This is a genomic window from Desulfuromonas soudanensis (genome assembly GCF_001278055.1).
GTDB lineage: Bacteria > Desulfobacterota > Desulfuromonadia > Desulfuromonadales > WTL > Deferrimonas > Deferrimonas soudanensis.
Window position 1 is genome coordinate 3,063,006 of sequence record NZ_CP010802.1, and the last position, 18,226, is coordinate 3,081,231.

The window sequence follows — 18,226 nt, forward strand, 5'->3', positions numbered from 1 at the left end:
TTAGCGTCCCTGGTCCTTGAGAAGCTTGTATTGGAGGGCATCGATCAATGCATGGTAGGAGGCGTCGATGATATTGTCACTGACCCCGACCGTTCCCCAGCGTTCCATCTTGTCACCCGATTCGATGAGCACCCGGGTCACCGAGGCCGTCCCCTTGCCGGCGGGAAGAACCCGGACCTTGTAGTCGAGGAGGCGCATCTCCTTGAGCTGGGGATAGAAATTTTCCAGGGCCTTGCGTAACGCATGATCCAGGGCGTTGACCGGGCCGTTTCCTTCGGCGGCGGTATGCTCGATCCGGCCGCCCACCTTGACCTGGACCGTGGCCTCGGAAAGGGTTTTTTCATCCTCGTGCCGCTTGGTGTCGATCACCCGGTAGCCGATGACCGAAAAGTAGGGGCGAATGGTGCCGAGGGCGCGGCGCATCAGGAGTTCGAAGGAGGCTTCGGCGCCCTCGAACTGGTACCCCTTGTTCTCCAGCTCCTTGATGTCTTCAAGAATCTCCAGGGTCACCGGATCCTTGCTGTCGAGATTGATATTGAACTGTTCGGCCTTGGCGAGGATATTGGAACGGCCCGAGAGATCGGAGATCAACACCCGGGTCACATTCCCCACCCGCTCGGGGCGAACGTGTTCGTAGGTTTCGGGATGGCGCTGAATCGCCGAAACGTGCACCCCCCCCTTGTGAGCGAAGGCGCTGTTGCCGACATAGGCCATGTGCTTGTTCGGCACCAGGTTGGCCAGTTCGTAAATGTAACGGGAGACTCCCCGCAGGCTCTTGAGTTGTTCGTCGGCGACGCAGGGACTCTCCATCTTCAGAACCAGGGATGGGATGATCGAGCAGAGGTTGGCGTTGCCGCAGCGCTCGCCGAAACCGTTGATCGTCCCCTGCACGTGGACGATGCCGTTTTCCACTGCCACCAGCGAGTTGGCCACGGCACACTCGCTGTCGTTGTGGGCATGGATCCCCAGGGGTGTGGAGACCGACTTTTTGACCGCGGCGATGATGGCCGGCAGCTCATAGGGGAGGGTGCCGCCGTTGGTGTCGCACAACACGATGCAGTCCGCGCCCGCCTCCTGGGCCGCCTGCAGGGTCTTGAGGGCGTAGGCGGGATTGGCCTTGTAGCCGTCGAAGAAATGCTCGGCGTCGTAGATGACCTCGCCGATATGTTCTTTCAGGTAGGCCAGGGAGTCGTAGATCAGTTCGAGATTTTCCTCGAGACTGATGCGCAGCGCCTCGTGAACATGAAAATCCCAGGTCTTGCCGAAGATGGTGACGACATCCGGTTCGGCCTGGATCAGGGTGCGGATGTTGTTGTCTTTGTCCGGAGTGATCTTGGCCCGCCTGGTGGAGCCGAAGGCGGCAATCTTTGCCCCGGAGAGGGAGACTTTTTTAATGTCCTTGAAGAAGGCGATGTCCTTGGGATTGGATCCCGGCCATCCCCCTTCGATGTAGTGAATCCCCAACTCATCGAGCTTCTGGGCGATGCGGATCTTGTCGGTCACCAGAAAGGAGACGTCCTCGGCCTGGGAGCCGTCCCGCAGGGTCGTATCGTAGAGTCTGATCTGATTCATTCCACTCTTCCTGACCACAGGGGCGGCTCGAAAACCGCCCCTGCACATCTCAGTTCACGCATTGGGTGCCCCGGATCCGGCCGAATTATTCGGCCTTGACATCCTTCTTAGACAGACCGAAGGCATCATGGAGCACACGAACCGCCAGCTCGGTGTACTTGGCGTCGATGACGCAGGAGACCTTGATTTCGCTGGTGGAGATCATCTGGATGTTGATCCCCTCCTGGGAAAGGGTCTGGAACATTTTGCTGGCCACCCCGGAGTGGGACCGCATCCCGACCCCGACAATGGAGACCTTGGCGATGTTCTCGTCGCTCCGTACCGCACCGGCGGCGATTTCTTTTGCCGACTCTTCGACGATCTTCAGGGCCTTTTTGAAGTCGGTCTTGGGGACCGTGAAGGTCATGTCGGTGTACCCCTCGTTGGACACGTTCTGTATGATCATGTCGACGGTAATGTTGGCATGGGAGAGGGGGGTGAAGAGGATGGAGGCGATCCCCGGCTTGTCGGGAACGCGCATCACGGAAATCTTGGCTTCATCCTTGTTGTAGGTAATTCCCGAAACCAGAACGGTCTCCATATCGGCATCCTCCTTCATCACCAGTGTCCCTGGATTGTCGTTAAAGCTCGAACGAACGTGGACCACCACGCCGTATTTCTTGGCGAATTCAACACTGCGGATCTGCAGAACCTTGGCGCCGAGGGACGCCATCTCCAGCATCTCATCGTAGGAAATCTTCTCGATTTTGGTGGCGTCGGGGACGATCCGCGGGTCGGTGGTATAGACGCCGTCGACATCGGTGTAGATTTCGCAGACGTCGGCCTTGAGCCCGGCGGCCACCGCCACCGCCGAAGTGTCCGAGCCGCCGCGGCCGAGAGTGGTGGTGTTCCCTTCCCTGTCGACCCCCTGGAATCCGGCGACGACAATGATCGTACCGTTCTTCAGATCCTCGCGGACCTTCTTGTCGTCGATCTTTTCGATGCGCGCCTTGGAAAAGGTGCTGTCGGTCAGGATCGGGATCTGGTGTCCCATGTAGCTCTTGGCCTTGTATCCCATGGACTGCAGACACATGGAGAGGAGGGCGATGGTGACCTGCTCGCCGGTCGCCACCAGCACGTCGTATTCCCGTTCGCTGGGAAATTCACACATCTCGTTGGCGAGGGCCACAAGTTTGTTGGTCTCGCCGGACATGGCGGAAACGACCACGATCACATCGTTGCCATCATCATAGGTCTTGGCGACGCGCCGGGCGACGTTGCGGATCCGCTCGATGTTCGCCACCGAAGTCCCACCATACTTCTGCACAACAAGGGCCATAATTCCCACTGCCTCCTTTGCGTTGGAAAAAGCGGCCGACTTTAGGCCGCGCCTGAGCTATTCCGTTTTTGTCCTGCGCCCTATCTTGTGCACCGCCATCCCCTCCACGTCCTCGGCGGCCTCCATGATCATCTCGGGGAGGGTGGGGTGGGAATGGATGACCCGCCCCAGTTCGCCGGCGGTCATCCCCTGGTTCATCGCCACCGCCACCTCGGCGATGAGCGCCGAAGCCTCCTCGCCGACGATGGCTGCGCCGAGGATCTTCCCGCTGTCGCCGTCGGCGACGATCTTCACCGAACCGCGAACCTCGCCGTCGCAAAGAGCCTTGCTGGAGGCCTGGTAGGCAAAACGTCCGACGGATACGTTGAGCCCCTTTTTCCTGGCTTCCTCCTCGGTGATCCCCACCTGGCCGATCTCCGGCAGAGTGAAGATGGTACTCGGAACCGTCCGGTAATCGGCCCGGGCCTCCCCCCCCAGGGCGTTGGTGACGGCGATCCCCGCCTGATAGGAGGCGACGTGGGCCAACTGGATGCCGCCGGTCACGTCGCCGATGGCATAGAGACCCTCAACGGAGGTGCGCATCGCCGCATCGACGACGACCGCCCCCTTGTCGAGCCTGACGCCGAGCTCCTCCAGCCCCAGCCCCGAGCTGTTGGGTACCCGGCCGACGGCCACCAGCACCCTGGCGACAAGGACCTCCTCGCCCCCTTCGATGCGGACGCGCACACCGTCTCCGGAGGTGTCGAGACTTTCCACCGACTTTTCGGTGTGGATTGCCACCCCCTGCTCCCTGAGGGTTTTCTCGACGTCCCGCACGATCTGGCGATCGCTCTGGACGAGGAGTCCTGGGAGTTGCTCGACCAGGGTCACCCGGGTGCCGAGGGCGGAAAAAATACTGGCGAACTCGCAGCCGATATAGCCGCCGCCGACGATCAGGAGGCTTTCGGGAAGCTCTTTAATAGCAAGAATTTCATTGCTGGTCAAAACCTTTTTCCCGTCGATCGCGAGGGTTTTCGGACGGGCCGGGAGTGACCCGGTGGCGAGGATAATCGTGCGGGCCTGGATATGCCCGACCACACCCCGGCTCCGGATACAGACCCGTCCTGCGCCTTCGATGGAGGCCCTGCCGCGGAAGATTTCCACTTCCCGGCCCTTGAGGAGCTGCTCGATCCCCCCGACCAGCTTGGCGACCACCTCGTCCTTGCGGCGGGCGGCGACGGCGAAATCGAAATCGATGGTGCCGACACCGATGCCGTGCTTGTCCGCTCCCCGCAGGCGCTGCAGGAGATGGGCGGTGGCGTAGAGGGCCTTGGTCGGAATGCACCCCCTGTTGAGACAGGTGCCGCCGACCTGATCTTCCTCGATCAGGCAGACGCAGGCTCCCTGCTGGGCGGCGCGCAGCGCCGCCACATAACCGCCGGGGCCGCCGCCGATGACGGCAATATCGAATTCCTTCATCCTCCCCCCCTCTCTGTCGTCAGGGTCGCGGCCAGACGGGCAAGAAGAGCTTCGGCCACCCGGCCTTCTGCGACAAAATCGATGCGACGCTCCTCTTCCCCGGCATGGGCGAGGCGGATCGACAGCCCCTCCGTTTCGATGCCGGGAGCCCGTTCGGCCCACTCGACGACGACCACCCCCCCCCCCTGCAGATATTCGTCAAACCCCAGATCAACCAGGTCCTCCGGTCCGGCGAGGCGATAGAGATCGAAATGATGGAGTTCAAGTCGCCCCGAGTAATGATTCATCAGGGTATAGGACGGGCTGGTGACCGGTTCCTCCACCGGCACTCCGAGCCCCCGGGCCAGACCCTGGGTCAGGCAGGTCTTGCCGGTTCCGAGATCCCCCCAAAGACCGACAATCAGATGCTCCGTCAGCAGGGCGCCGAGGGTCTCACCGAGAGCCCTGGTCTCCGCTGCGCAGGCGGTGGTCAGGCTCCAGGTGCGCACATCAACGCCCCATGGCGCGGATGATGTCGAGACGGGCCACGACGCCTACGACCCTATTCTTGTCGACAACGGGAATGAGATGGGATTTTTTGGCCACCATCAGCTCGGCGATTTCGCTCACCGGAGTCTCGGGAGAGCAGGTGGTGACCTCTCTGGAGCAGATGTCTCCGACCTTGCGGGCGGTGATTCTCTCGACCTCCTCGCGGAAATTTTTCTCGCTCTCCAGATACAGGACCCAGTCAAAGAGGGAGATGACCTTGGGGAGGTGGAGGGGGCGGTCCTGCTGGACCAGATCCGTTTCGGTGACGATCCCCTTCAAAGTACCGTCCTCGCCGAGGACCGGCATGGCACTGTGGTTTTTTTCGGCAAAGAGGCGCGCCAGTTCCTCGACGGTCGTCTCTTCGGTGACGGACTGAACCGCCGTTGTCATGATATCTTTAGCCTTCAGCATGTTGTGCTCCTTTGAGGGTAAGTTCGCGTCGGGTTGCCGGAAGCTCCCGCACCAGGTCCGTCGCCAGCAGGCCGGCCTCCCCCTGGATACGGCTCAGGCGGTCGGCCGCCCTTCCGTGGAGAAAAGTGCCGAGAACCGCCGCATTGGCCGGGGAAAGTCCCTGAGCCATGAGTCCGCCGATCAGGCCGGTCAGCACGTCCCCCATCCCGCCGCTGGCCAGGCCGGGATTACCGCTGCCGTTGATCCGGATGCGGCCGTCGGGTAAAGCGATCAGGGTGCGCGCCCCCTTGAGGACCAGGACCACCCCATAACGGCAGGCGAAGTCCCGGGCCACACCGAGACGATCCGCCTCGATGGCCTGGATGTCGATCCCGGTCAGGCGGGCCATTTCTCCGGGATGGGGAGTCAGCACCGTCGTCCCCGGAGCGCGCTCGAGAAGAACGTCAGGCACTTCGGAAACGGCATTGAGGGCGTCGGCGTCGAGTAGGAGCGGCAGCGGACACTCCGCCACCAGGCGCCGCACCAGGGCGACGGTCTCGGCGGAACGGCCGAGGCCCGGTCCGGCGGCGACGGCCGACTTCCCGACCCAGAGGGTGCGCACCTGGTCAAGAGCCTGGAGGCTGAGGGCGCCGTCGATGGCCGGAAGGGGGACCGTCATCGCCTCGGTGAGTTTGATCTCGAGAACGGCATGAACCGGCGCCGGACAGGCGACGGTGACCAGACCGGCCCCGGAACGGAGTCCCGCTTCGGCACTCATTGCCGCCGCTCCCGACTTGCCGGTCTCGCCGGCAATCACCAGGAGATGACCGAAGGTCCCCTTGTGTCCCGCAGCAGGGCGCCGGGGACAGAGGAGGGCAGCCTCCGGCGCCTCCACCAGCAGGTGATCGTCCCCCACATTGTCCGAAAGAGACCGGGGAATGCCGATGTCGAGTACGACCAGCTCGCCGGCGCACCCGGCGCCGGGATAGACGGCATGGCCGACCTTGGCCAGAGCGAAGGTCACCGTCAGGTCGGCGCAAACGGCGCTGCCGAGAATCCGCCCGCTGCCGGCATCGATGCCTGAAGGAATATCGACGGCCACCACCTTCGCCCCCGTTCGGTTGATCCAGGCGATGGCCTCGGCATAATGACCTCCCACCTCCGAACTCAGTCCGGTGCCGAAGAGGGCATCGACCACCAGTCGGGGAAGATCCATTCCGGAAAGGATCGCCGCCAGAGCCTGGGCATCGGGGGCAAAAACGACCTCGCCGCCGCTCTGCAGCAGGGCGCCGAGATGAACGGCGGCATCCCCCTTCACCGCGGCACGATCGGCAAGAATGACCGTGCGCACCGTCCATCCGCGGCGCAGAAGATCCCGGGCGACGACATAGCCGTCGCCGCCGTTATTCCCCTTGCCGGCCACCACCACCACCGGACCGGGCCAGACGGATGAGAAACGGCCGCAGAGAGCCTCGACCGCGCCCCGACCGGCATTTTCCATCAGCACCACCCCGGGGAGGCCGACCTCCTCGATGGTCCTCCGGTCAAGTTCCTGCATCTGGGCAGCGGTCAGGAGTTTCACGGCGCCTCCAGGATGACGGTTGCGACGGCGTAGTCCCCGTCATGGCTATAGGAGAGATGGATGCCGCTCAGGCGCCGCTCGGCAACGATCTCGGCGGCGCGCCCGGCGAGGTCGAGGGACGGTTTCCCGAGAGAATCGTGCACCACGGACATGTCCTGCCAGGAGATCCCCGACCGCAACCCCAGACCGAGGGCCTTGAGAAAGGCTTCCTTGGCGGCAAAACGCGCCGCCAGGTGGGGGGCCGGGTCCTTCTTGGCCAGGGAGTAGGCCTGCTCGCCCGGGGTGAAGAGGCGATGGATGACCCCCTTCTTGCCGGCGGCGAGAAAGGCGCGGAAGCGCCCGATGCGGGCGAGGTCGGTCCCGAGTCCGGCGATGGCCAAGGGCTATCCTCTCCGGAGGAGGGCCAGCATGTCCCGCACCGCCTGCTCCATGCCGACCAGGACGGCGCGACCGACGATGCTGTGGCCGATGTTGAATTCTTCGATCCCCCCGAGCGCGATTACATCCCCGACATTCTGGTAATTGAGGCCGTGGCCGGCATTGACCCCGAGACCGAGCTTGTGGCCGGCGCGGATGGCGGTCTCGATCTTCGCCAGTTCGCCCCGCCGCTCCTCGTTCGTGCGGGCCTCGCAATAGGCGCCGGTGTGGATCTCGATGTAATCGGCGCCGACCCGGTGGGCGGCCTTGATCTGCTCGAGATCCGGATCGACAAAGAGGCTGACGATGACCCCCCCCTGGCGCAGCAGGTCGGCCTGGCGCTTGATCAAATTTCGGTTCAGGAAGACGTTGAGCCCCCCCTCGGTCGTCAACTCCTCGCGTTTTTCCGGCACCAGGGTGACGCAATCGGGGAGGATCTTGAGGGCGATCCCGACCATCTCGTCGGTTGCCGCCATTTCGAGGTTGAGGCGGGTCTTGACCGTCCTGCGGAGGATCTCCACATCGCGATCCTGGATATGACGCCGATCTTCCCGCAGGTGCACGGTGATGCTGTCGGCACCGGCCAGTTCGGCCAGCGCCGCTGCGGTGACCGGGTCCGGTTCGGCGACGCCCCGGGCCTGGCGGACGGTGGCGACATGATCGACATTGACTCCCAGTTTGGCCACGTCAGCGTCCCTCCTTTTTGCCGCCCAGATGCTTTTCGATGGCGGCCCCGATCTCGTGGGCCAGCTCGGTGATCTGGTACTTGTCCTGACCTTCGAGCATGATGCGCAGAAGCGGTTCGGTCCCGGAATAGCGGATCAAGACCCGCCCGGTCTCACCGAGTTTTTGCTCGGCCGCCCGAATCATCTTCTGCACCTCGGGGACGTCATTGATTTCCCGCCGATCCTCCATGCGTACATTGAGCAGCACCTGGGGGAGGGCGATCATCACCTCGGCCAGTTCCGAGAGAGGCTTGCCGGTGCGCTGCATGATGGCCAGGACCTGCAGTGCCGAAATCATGCCGTCGCCGGTGGTATTGTGATCGAGGAAGATCATGTGGCCGGACTGCTCACCGCCGAGGTTGTAACCGTGGCGCAGCATTTCCTCGACCACATACCGGTCGCCAACGGCGGTCTTGACCACCTTCCCCCCGGCCTGGCGCAGGGCGATGTCGAGCCCCAGGTTGCTCATGACCGTCGCCACCAGGGTATTTTTGGTCAGTTTTTTTTCCTTGAGCATCTCGGTGGCGCAGATCGCCATGATGTGGTCGCCGTCGACCTCATGGCCGAACTCGTCGACGAAGATCACCCGGTCGGCGTCGCCGTCCAGCGCCATCCCGAGATGGGCGCGGTGCTCGCGGACCGCCTCGGCGATAATCCCCGGATGGAGCGATCCGCAGCCGGCGTTGATGTTGGTGCCGTTGGGGGAGACCCCCAGGGGGATGACTTCGGCGCCGAGTTCTTCGAGAACGGCCGGAGCCACCTTGTAGGCGGCGCCGTTGGCGCAGTCGAGGACGATTTTCAACCCCTTGAGATCAAGATCGCGGGGGAAGGCATTCTTGAGAAAAACGATGTAGCGTCCCCGGGCATCGTCGATGCGGAAGGCCTTGCCGACTTCGGCGGCCGTCGGACGGAGGGAGTCTATTTTTTTGGAAAAGATCAAATCCTCGATCCTCAACTCCATCTCGTCGGGGAGTTTGAAGCCGTCGGCGGAAAAGAATTTGATGCCGTTGTCCTGATAGGCATTATGGGAAGCCGAAATCACCACCCCGGCGTCGGCCCGCATCGACGAGGTGATGAAGGCGATCCCCGGTGTCGGCAGGGGCCCGACCAGCAGGACATCGACGCCCATGGAGCAGATACCGGCGGCCAGGGCGTTTTCGATCATGTACCCGGAAAGCCGGGTGTCCTTGCCGATGACGATGCGATGGCGCCGGTTCCCCTGTTTGAAAATATATCCGGCGGCCCGTCCGAGCTGCATGGCCATTTCACTGGTCATAGGATAGATATTGGCGACACCGCGAACCCCGTCGGTGCCGAAGAGTTTCTTTTTCATTGTGTTCCTTTTTTCGGTTCCGTCCTCCCCCCGGACTCGGGGAGCGGCTCGATGGTGACGAGGATTTCGGCGGTCTTCTGGTCCTTCAATGCGGCATATTTTCCGCGATAGACGATGGGAACCATCAGGGTGAAGCTTTCCCGGACGCCGTCCACCGAGACCTCTTCGGTTCCCACCTCACTGACATCCTTGAGTTCGCTTTCGGCCCCCTTAATGGTCACCCGGGGAGGATTAATTCTGACCTCCCCCACCCGGAAGCCGGCGGCCGGTTGGCCGGCGATCTCGTTGCGCACCGGCACTTCCTTTTCCTTGATCCTTTCGAGCTTGACATCGACAAAGGACGGGGAGAGCCGGGTAACTTTGAGCGCGCTGGGGATATTGAGACGCTCCTCGAGGCGGCGGAAGGAGGTCAACCCCGGCTGCAGGTCCTCGAGGTCGACGGTGAGACTGATATCGTTGGGCCGCAGGTTCATGAGGACGGTGCGGGGGCCGCTGATGCGCACGTCCACTAGACTCGGGACCTCGTTGGCCACCATCAGCCCGGCGGGGACGTTCTTCAGCTGCAGCGGCACCGAATAGCCCTGCTCGAGTTTCTGTTCCCCCATGACGAAGGACCAGAGGATCACGGCGAAGACCAGGGAGAGAAGCTTCAGGAGCCAGTTATGCGTCAATTGCTTTACCATCGCTAGCGTTTCTTCTTTTTGTTCAGGCGGGGTTCGAGAAGGCGGCTGAGCACCCGCTTGAGGGAGGTTGAATCGAGATCGCGGGTGATGCGCCCGCCGACGACGACGGAAATCTTGCCGGTTTCCTCGGAGACGACGATTGCCACGGCATCGACCAGTTCCGTCAGGCCGATGGCCGCGCGATGCCGGGTCCCCAACGTCTTGCTGATATCCGGATTCTGGGAGATGGGGAGGAAGCAGCCGGCGCGTTTGAGCCGCCCCTGCTGAATGACAAGGGCGCCGTCATGGATCGGCGAGAAGGGGAGAAAGATGGAGGTGATGAGATCGCTGGAGACCTTGGCGTCGATCTCGACTCCGACCTCGAGAAAATCATTGAGACCGGTTTCCCTTTCGATGACGATCAGGGCGCCGATGCGTTTATTGGCCATATTGACGCAGGCCTTGATCAGCTCCTCGATAACCTCGGTTTCTTCCTTGTAGGAGAGGTCAGCAAAGAAGGGGTTCCGTCCGACGTGGATCAGGGCGCGACGGATGTCGCTCTGAAAGATGACGATGATGACGAGGATGATCGAGGAGAGAAAGTTTTCGAGGAGCCAGTGCAGGGTGTAGAGGCCCCCGACCTGGGAACCGACGTAGACGATGAGGATGACGGCTAAGCCGACCAGCATCTGGACGGCACGGGTCCCCTTGATCAGGAGGATGATGCGATAGATGATAAAGGCCACAAGCAGGATGTCGAGGAGGTCGAGGAGCCACCTGAAATTGGTATTATTAAAAATGTCGAGCATCCCACCCATAGCGCCCCGGATTCCATGTCGTTTCAGTCTTGTTCTGAATGTTCTCCGCTGAGGACGGCCCACGCCATCAACGCCGCTTCACGGGCGGGGCGTACATCGTGCACTCGAAAAATCTGTGCTCCCCGTTCCACCCCGAGCGCCACGGTGGCCAGTGTGCCGAAGAGCCGCTCGCCGGGAGCGCTCTGCCCCAGGACCTTGCCGATAAACCCCTTGCGGGAAGTCCCCAGAAGGACCGGGCGCCCCAGGGAGTGGAACTCCCGCAGACGACGGAGAATTTCCAGATTCCCCTCGAGGCTCTTGCCGAAGCCGATGCCGGGATCGATGGCCAGTTTCTCTTCGCCTATTCCCGCCGCCCGTGCCTGAGCCAGGCTCGATTCGAGGGATGCCAAAACTTCCCCCACCAGATCGGGGTAACGGGTGTCCTGCTGCATCGTCTCCGGGGAGCCGCGGGTGTGCATGACGAAGAGCCCGGCGCCCGATTCGGCTACGGTTCGGGCCATGGCGGAATCAAACTGCAATCCACTGATATCGTTTACAAATTCGGCCCCTGCGGCGACAGCGGCCCGGGCGACCGAACTTTTATAGGTGTCGATGGACAGAGGGGTGTCGACTTCCCGCCGCAGCGCCTCGATGATCGGCAGGACCCGATCCAGCTCTTCCTCCGCGGAGACCGCCGCAGCGCCTGGGCGGGTACTTTCGCCGCCGATATCGATCAGATCGGCCCCTTCGGCAGCCAGAGCCGCCCCCTGTCGGAGGGCCGAGTCCAGAGAACGAAAACGGCCGCCGTCGGAGAAGGAGTCCGGGGTGACGTTCAGCACCCCCATGATCCGGGGTCGGTCCAGGTGGAGACGGCAGGAGCGCCCCAGAAGGACGGCAGGCGGAGCATCGAGGGAGGAGAGGAGCCGTGCCAGATCGGTTGCCAGCGCCGGAAGGCCGAAGGGCTGATCGCCGAGGCGCACGCAGAGCTGCCGCAGCTTCTTCAACGAACCGATGAGGATGACGTCGGTGACGGGAATCGAGCAACCGACCGTGCCGCGGGCCACCGCCGCGTCGCCGCCGAGGGCCAGCATCTCCTGCTTGAGGATATTGGCCGACCGGCAGGGGACATCCTTCAGGTGCACCAGACGGCGCACCATCTTTCCGGCCATGCGCGCAGCACCGGCAGGGTCGCTGCCGAGGCCGAGGATGAGCCGGCGGGCGGCCGGTTCATCCTCGACCCAGAGGATGCGTGGCGAATAGGACATTATTCTCCTGGGCGGACTGCAGCGTCGACACAGGGGCCGTCCCCCGGAGCGATCGTCTCTTCGATTCCGCCGGGCGACGGGGAGGCACTGGAGCCGAAGATCATATCATTGATTTCGGCGCCGTTGAGGTTTTCCCGCTCGAGAAGCGCTTCGGCGACCTTGACGAGACCCTCCATCTGAGCCGTCAGAATCTGGCGGGTTCGTTCATAGTTGTCGTGGACGATTTTGCTGATCTCGGTGTCGATCTCCACGGCCGTCGCTTCGCTGTAGTTCTTCATGTGCCCCATGTCGCGGCCGAGGAAGACCTCTCCGTCCTTTTCCCCGAAGGAGAGGGGTCCGAGCTTGTCGCTCATCCCCCACTCGCAAACCATCTTGCGCGCGATGGCTGTCGCCCGTTCGATATCGTTGCTGGCGCCGCTGGTGATGCTGGAGAAGACGAGTTCCTCGGCGACCCGGCCGCCGAGGAGGGTGGAAATGCGGGTGTGGAGGCCGTCCCGGGTCTCGTTGTACTTCTCCTCCGTGGGAAGATACATGGTCACCCCCATAGCGCGGCCGCGGGGGATGATGGACACCTTGTGGACCGGGTCGGCGCCGGGAAGGAAGAGGGCCACCAGGGCGTGGCCGGCCTCGTGATAGGCCGTGACCTTCTTTTCCTCCTCGGTGATCACCATGGAGCGCCTCTCGGTCCCCATCATCACCTTGTCCTTGGCCGCCTCCAGATCCTCCATGGAGACATGATTCTTGTTGACCCGGGCCGCCAGCAGGGCGGCCTCGTTGATCAGGTTGGCGAGATCGGCTCCGGAGAATCCCGGTGTCCCCTTGGCCACCACCTCGAGATTGACGTCGTCGTCGAGGGGAACCTTGCGGGAATGCACGGTGAGAATCTTGGTGCGCCCCTTGATGTCCGGCCGGGGAACGACGACCTGGCGATCGAAACGGCCGGGACGCAAGAGCGCCGGGTCGAGAACGTCGGGGCGGTTGGTGGCGGCGATGAGAATGACCCCTTCGTTGGATTCGAAGCCGTCCATTTCGACGAGGAGCTGGTTGAGGGTCTGCTCCCGCTCGTCATGCCCCCCTCCGAGCCCGGCGCCGCGATGGCGGCCGACGGCATCGATCTCATCGATAAAGATGATGCAGGGGGCGTTCTTTTTCCCCTGGACAAAGAGGTCGCGGACGCGGCTGGCGCCGACACCGACGAACATCTCGACGAAATCGGAACCGGAGATGGAGAAGAAGGGGACCCCGGCCTCGCCGGCGATGGCCCGGGCCAGAAGGGTCTTGCCGGTTCCCGGGGATCCGACCAGCAGCACCCCCTTGGGAATGCGGCCGCCGAGGCGGGTGAATTTCTTGGGATCCTTGAGAAAGGCGACGATCTCCTCCAGCTCGTCCTTGGCCTCGTCGATGCCGGCCACGTCCTGAAAGGTGATCTTGGCCTGGGTCTCGTTGAGGAGCTTGGCCTTGCTCTTGCCAAAACTCATGGCCTTGCCGCCGCCGGACTGCATCTGGCGCATGAAGAAAATCCAGACGCCGATCAGCAGCAGAATCGGCCCCCAGGAGACCAGCAGCGTGAACCAGAAGCTGTGATCCTCGGACGGCTTGGCCTGAATCACCACCCCCTTGTCGCGCAGCTCGGCGATCATCCCCGGATCGTCGGGCGCATAGGTACGGAACAGGGAGCCGTCCTGATATTTCCCTTCGACATTGGGCCCCTGAACCGTGACTTCGGCCACGCGCCCCTCTTCGACGGCACTGACAAAAGCGGTATAGCTGATCGGTTTTTGCTCCGGCTCTCTTTGGGTCATCATGTTGAAAAGAAGAATCATCACCAAGGAGATGACGAGCCAGAGCGCGATGTTTTTATAGAATTGATTCACTATTCCCCCTGAACGCTGTATTTACCTGGGTCCTTCCCGCCGTCGAGCACGAGGAAACCGCAGCCTGAGCCAACGGAAAGTTACCATAGCCCCTGTGAATTCACAAGCCAATTGTCGGACAATCGGCCATCTTCAGCACCATCCGCACCACCGCCGCCCCGCCCGAATCAGGGCGCAGACCGTGGCAGCGCCGCACCCCGGCAACCCACAGGATCGTCTCTCCGACCACCAGGGGGAGCGAGCGGCGCTCCTCCCGGGGAATTTTGCTGTCAATAAGGAAATCCTTGAGTTTTTTCCCGCCGGCGGCACCGGCGGGATGAAAGCGGTCGCCGTTGGCAAAGGTGCGAACGGTCAGAGGAAAGCGAAGGAGGGATGCGTCGAATTCCACGGACCAGCGATCCTCGCCGGCACCCGTCTCGACCAGGGAGACCGTCAGCTCCGCACCGCCGGGGAGAGGATAGCTCCCGGGCCCCGGAATCGGCAGGGAATAGGGCTCGCCGATAACGGGCGGGAAACGGCGCAGCCACAGCTGCCGGTAGCGACGGCCGACCCAGGCGCCGGGGAGATGCACTTCCCTCTGGGGACGGAGCCCGCCGAGAAGACTGGCGACCGCTTCGAGATGGAGCCGCCCGAGACCGGCGAGACTCCCCCGCACTTCTCCGAGGGCGCGACGGATGACGCGAAGGCGCAGTGCCGGATGCACCTCCGCCAGGGTCTTGCAGTCGAGCCAGAGTCCATCGGCTCGGCGGCGCGCCAGCGTCTCGAGAACCCGCCTCTCTTCGCCGGCCCAGTAATCCTCTTCTGATTCGATGCGCCGGGCCAGGTGCGCCAGATGTTCCTCGACGGCGGGATTGAGGGACTGCAGGACGGGGAGAACCTGATGGCGGATCCGATTGCGGGTGTAGGCAAAATCGTCGTTGCTTTTGTCCTGGACATGGGGGAGTCCCTGACGGTCCAGGTAGTCGAGGAGCTGCTGCCGGGAAAAGGAGAGGAGGGGACGGATAAACGGCCCGTTCTTGAGGCGCATCCCCGCCAGACCGCTGAGGGCGCTGCCGCGCAGGAGACGGTGAACCACGGTCTCCGCCTGGTCGCCGCGATGATGCCCGAGGGCGATCCACCGGCAGTCGTGGCGGGCGGCCGTCTGCGTAAGAAAAGAACGACGGGCGTCCCGACCGGCTTCTTCCAGCCCGACCCCCCGCTGTTCGGCCATTTCCGCCACGGACTCCCGACTGGAGACAAAGGGAAGGGCGAACCGCTCACAGAGGCGCTGCACAAAAAGCAGATCGTCGGCGCTCTCCGGGCGGAGGGCATGATCGAGATGAGCGACACAAAGGGTCAGGGGAAAGGTCGGCGCCAGACGATGGAGGAGATGAAGGAGGGCGACGGAGTCGGCGCCGCCGGAGACGGCGACGAGAACCCGGTCACCGGGAGAAACCAGGTTGTGTTCAACGAGGATCTGGACGAAGGCTTCCTGCATGGGGTTCGAGACCGCGCGGAGGGTTAAAACCAAAAAAGCGAAACCCTCCCCGGTGCCGGGGAGGGTTTCGCTGGGGATGGTGGCGGTGCAGAGATTCGAACTCCGGACACTGCGGATATGAGCCGCATGCTCTAACCAGCTGAGCTACACCGCCAAAGCCTTATGAACACGACCTCCCTCCCGGGAGGCCCATCGTTTTTTGGTTGCGGGGGAAGGATTTGAACCTTCGACCTTCGGGTTATGAGCCCGACGAGCTACCAGACTGCTCCACCCCGCGTCAGGGAAAACGAAATCTACAGACAAACAAAAACAATGTCAAGATCTTTTTCGGAAATCGATCAGACCGGCAACACCGGTCCTCGGGAGAGCGGGGGTGGCTGCAGACATCCTCTCAGCGTTTCCTGATCAGGGCTGTGAGTTTGTCCTCGGTCTGGAGGCGCTGGACGATCCTGGTCACTTCCTCGTTGCCGGAGTAGGGACCGACAAAAACCCGGTGCCAGACCCCTTTGGCTCCGAGGTCGACCTCCTGGGCGTAGGCGGGATATTTCTTGAAGGCGAGGCGTTCGGCCAGACTTGCGGCATCGGCGGCCTGGCGAAAGGAGGCGACCTGGACCAGATAGGCGCCTTCGCCGTCGTCCTCCGGGCGCGAGCGGGACGGGGCGGGTTGAGGGAGAGGTTGAGGGGCGGGTAACGGCGGCGCGACCCGAAGTGCCGGGGTGTCCACGGTCGCAACAGGAGCCTCTTCGGGAGGGAGATTGATGCCGCTCCCCATCGGCGGCTGTTCCCCGCGGGGAAGAGCTTCATAAAAGGTCAGGCCGTCCCCGCCTTCGGGGGGCGAGGGGAGAGGATCGGCCACCTCGGTCGCCGCCGGGATAAGGGGCTCGGCAGGGACGGCGATCCGCGGGGTCGCAACCGGCTCCACCGTGACCACCGGCTGAGATCCGCCGCGACCGACCATGACCCCGAGGGAAAAACTGGCCAGGGCGACGGCAAGAACCAGAACCAGAACGATGAGCGCCTGCTTTTTCTCCATACGCCGCTGGCTGCGCGTAACGACCTGACGGACCATGATCCTTCCCCCTGTTACATCTGCTCCGGAGCCGAAATGCCGAGGACCCGCAACGCGTTTTCCAGAACGATGCGGACACAGTTCACCAGATAGAGCCGGGCCCGGCTGGTCTCCATATCGTCGATGAGTACCCGTTGTCTATTGTAGTAGCTGTGGAACTGGGCGGCAAGTTCCTGGAGGTAGAAGGTGACGCGATGCGGTTCGAAATTCCCGGCAGCCCCTTCGATGGTTTCGGGGTAGCGGGAGAGCAATCGCGCCAGATCCAGCTCCTCATCGAGAACCAGCCGGTCGAAATCGACCTCGCCAAGGCCCGGAACGGCCACCTTCTGCTCGGCGGCGTTCCGATTGATGCTGCAGACCCGGGCATGGGCGTATTGAACGTAATATACGGGATTTTCGGCGTTTTGCTGCTTGGCCAGCTCAAGATCGAAATCGAGCTGGCTGTCGGAACGGCGCATCAGGAAGAAAAACCGACAGGCGTCCCGCCCGACCTCGTCGACCACTTCGCGCAGAGTGACGAACTCCCCCGACCGGGTACTCATGGCGACCTGGGAGCCCCCGCGCAGGAGGTTGACCAACTGCACCAGAATGACCTGCAGGGACTCGGGATCCTGACCCAGACCGGCCAGAACCGCCTTCATGCGCGGCACATAACCGTGATGATCGGCGCCCCAGACATCGACCACCATGTCGAAGCCCCGCTCGAATTTTTCCTTGTGGTAGGCGACATCGGAGGCGAAATAGGTGGTCACGCCGTTGGAACGCTTCAGCACCCGGTCCTTGTCGTCCCCGAAGTCGGTGGTACGGAACCAGAGGGCGCCGTCCTCCTCGTAGGTCAGGCCGCGTTCCTTGAGAACGGCGATCCCCCTGTCTACGGCGCCCCGATCGTAGAGACTCTGCTCGCTGTACCAGTCGTCAAAATGCACACCGAAGGACTTCAGATCGGCGTCGATGCCGGCCAGGATCTTGTCGCCGCCGTATCTGGCAAAATAGCCGACCGCTTCCGCCTCGGGGAGATCCAGATAACGGGCGCCCTCGGCGTCCACAACCTCCTTTGCCAGATCGCGAAGGTAATCCCCCTGGTAGCAGTCGGCAGGAAAGGCGATGACCTCGCCGAGGAGTTCCCGGTAGCGGAGAAAAAGGGAGCGACCCAGGGTGTTCATCTGGTTGCCGGCGTCGTTGATGTAATACTCCCGCTGCACCTCGTACCCTGCGGCCTGCAGGACCGATGCGACGGCATCACCGGTGGCGGCGCCGCGGCCGTGCCCGATATGGAGGGGACCGGTGGGGTTGGCGCTGACGAACTCCAGCTGAACTCGTTTCCCCTCGCCGATCCGGCTGCGGCCATAGTCTGCGCCATGGCGGACCACCTCGTCGAGAACGCCATACCAGCAGCGCCTGTTGAGGTAAAAATTAATGAAACCCGGGCCGGCGACTTCGATCCGGCTCCACAGGCCGTCCCCCTTGCCGAGGGCGGCGGCCAGGGCCTCGGCGATCTTGCGCGGAGCCTTCTTCTCGTCGCGGGCCAGGGTCAGGGCGACGTTGGTTGCAAAGTCGCCGTGCTCGGCGTGCCCGGGAACCTCGAGAAAAATCTCGGGGTAAAGTCCCGAGTGGAGAGTGTCCTCGCGGTAACAGGTCTCGAGAGCGGTGCGGAGATGCTGTTTCAACCGTTCTTTCATGATCATTGAGTCTTTCTCGGCGGGACCCTGCCGGTCCGGCGGCGTTTTCGGGTTTTCCTGCTCGGCGGCCTATCGGCGGA

At 62.9% G+C, this 18,226-nt stretch carries 16 protein-coding genes and 2 tRNA genes; all 18 read right to left on the reverse strand.

What is annotated here, in order from left to right:
- The 18 genes from cimA to argS all read right to left on the reverse strand — a co-directional run bounded on the left by cimA (position 1) and on the right by argS (position 18,146).
- Entirely contained in the window at positions 1-1,572 is a 1,572-nt protein-coding gene (gene cimA, locus DSOUD_RS13645; RefSeq protein WP_053551527.1) for a citramalate synthase, read from the reverse strand.
- Between the two features lie 85 nt (positions 1,573-1,657).
- Positions 1,658-2,890, reverse strand: a complete 1,233-nt coding sequence (locus tag DSOUD_RS13650; protein WP_053551528.1) for an aspartate kinase — start codon at positions 2,888-2,890, stop codon at positions 1,658-1,660.
- Between the two features lie 57 nt (positions 2,891-2,947).
- Positions 2,948-4,348 carry a dihydrolipoyl dehydrogenase gene (lpdA, locus tag DSOUD_RS13655; protein WP_053551529.1) on the reverse strand — a complete coding sequence of 467 codons (1,401 nt, stop codon included), beginning with the start codon at positions 4,346-4,348 and terminating at the stop codon, positions 2,948-2,950.
- On the reverse strand, positions 4,345-4,836 hold the full coding sequence (gene tsaE, locus DSOUD_RS13660) for a tRNA (adenosine(37)-N6)-threonylcarbamoyltransferase complex ATPase subunit type 1 TsaE (protein WP_053551530.1): 492 nt from the start codon (positions 4,834-4,836) through the stop codon (positions 4,345-4,347). Before tsaE ends, lpdA begins: the two co-directional genes overlap by 4 nt.
- Before the next feature lies 1 nt (position 4,837).
- Positions 4,838-5,287 carry a CBS domain-containing protein gene (locus DSOUD_RS13665; RefSeq protein WP_053551531.1) on the reverse strand — a complete coding sequence of 150 codons (450 nt, stop codon included), beginning with the start codon at positions 5,285-5,287 and terminating at the stop codon, positions 4,838-4,840.
- Complete coding sequence (locus DSOUD_RS13670; RefSeq protein ID WP_053551532.1) at positions 5,274-6,848, reverse strand: bifunctional ADP-dependent NAD(P)H-hydrate dehydratase/NAD(P)H-hydrate epimerase; 1,575 nt, start codon at positions 6,846-6,848, stop codon at positions 5,274-5,276. Before DSOUD_RS13670 ends, DSOUD_RS13665 begins: the two co-directional genes overlap by 14 nt.
- Positions 6,845-7,228, reverse strand: a complete 384-nt coding sequence (acpS, locus tag DSOUD_RS13675; RefSeq protein ID WP_053551533.1) for a holo-ACP synthase — start codon at positions 7,226-7,228, stop codon at positions 6,845-6,847. The genes DSOUD_RS13670 and acpS overlap by 4 nt, the downstream gene beginning before the upstream one ends.
- A gap of 3 nt (positions 7,229-7,231) precedes the next feature.
- A complete protein-coding gene (locus DSOUD_RS13680) occupies positions 7,232-7,951 on the reverse strand; it encodes a pyridoxine 5'-phosphate synthase (protein WP_053551534.1) in 720 nt (239 codons plus the stop codon).
- A 1-nt stretch (position 7,952) separates the two neighbouring features.
- Positions 7,953-9,323 (reverse strand): phosphoglucosamine mutase, encoded by a 1,371-nt coding sequence (gene glmM, locus DSOUD_RS13685; RefSeq protein ID WP_053551535.1) that lies wholly within the window; start codon positions 9,321-9,323, stop codon positions 7,953-7,955.
- Positions 9,320-10,006 carry a CdaR family protein gene (locus DSOUD_RS13690; RefSeq protein ID WP_053551536.1) on the reverse strand — a complete coding sequence of 229 codons (687 nt, stop codon included), beginning with the start codon at positions 10,004-10,006 and terminating at the stop codon, positions 9,320-9,322. Before DSOUD_RS13690 ends, glmM begins: the two co-directional genes overlap by 4 nt.
- 2 nt (positions 10,007-10,008) lie before the next feature.
- Positions 10,009-10,794 carry a diadenylate cyclase CdaA gene (cdaA, locus tag DSOUD_RS13695; RefSeq protein ID WP_053552396.1) on the reverse strand — a complete coding sequence of 262 codons (786 nt, stop codon included), beginning with the start codon at positions 10,792-10,794 and terminating at the stop codon, positions 10,009-10,011.
- A 32-nt stretch (positions 10,795-10,826) separates the two neighbouring features.
- On the reverse strand, positions 10,827-12,047 hold the full coding sequence (gene folP / locus DSOUD_RS13700; RefSeq protein WP_053551537.1) for a dihydropteroate synthase: 1,221 nt from the start codon (positions 12,045-12,047) through the stop codon (positions 10,827-10,829).
- Positions 12,047-13,921, reverse strand: coding sequence for an ATP-dependent zinc metalloprotease FtsH (gene ftsH / locus DSOUD_RS13705; protein ID WP_053551538.1), 1,875 nt, complete (start codon positions 13,919-13,921; stop codon positions 12,047-12,049). The genes folP and ftsH overlap by 1 nt, the downstream gene beginning before the upstream one ends.
- Positions 13,922-14,021: 100 nt before the next feature.
- Entirely contained in the window at positions 14,022-15,431 is a 1,410-nt protein-coding gene (tilS, locus tag DSOUD_RS18010) for a tRNA lysidine(34) synthetase TilS (RefSeq protein WP_082351285.1), read from the reverse strand.
- 44 nt (positions 15,432-15,475) lie between these two features.
- Positions 15,476-15,552 (reverse strand) — tRNA-Met (locus DSOUD_RS13710).
- Positions 15,553-15,598: 46 nt separating this feature from the next.
- Positions 15,599-15,675: transfer RNA gene (locus DSOUD_RS13715), tRNA-Met, on the reverse strand.
- A gap of 114 nt (positions 15,676-15,789) precedes the next feature.
- Positions 15,790-16,467: an SPOR domain-containing protein gene (locus DSOUD_RS13720; RefSeq protein WP_053551539.1), complete on the reverse strand. Its 678-nt coding sequence runs from the start codon at positions 16,465-16,467 to the stop codon at positions 15,790-15,792.
- A gap of 14 nt (positions 16,468-16,481) precedes the next feature.
- The gene (gene argS, locus DSOUD_RS13725) at positions 16,482-18,146 is read right to left on the reverse strand and encodes an arginine--tRNA ligase (protein ID WP_053552397.1); all 1,665 of its coding nucleotides are present in this window, start codon (positions 18,144-18,146) and stop codon (positions 16,482-16,484) included.
- Positions 18,147-18,226 lie beyond the last annotated feature (80 nt).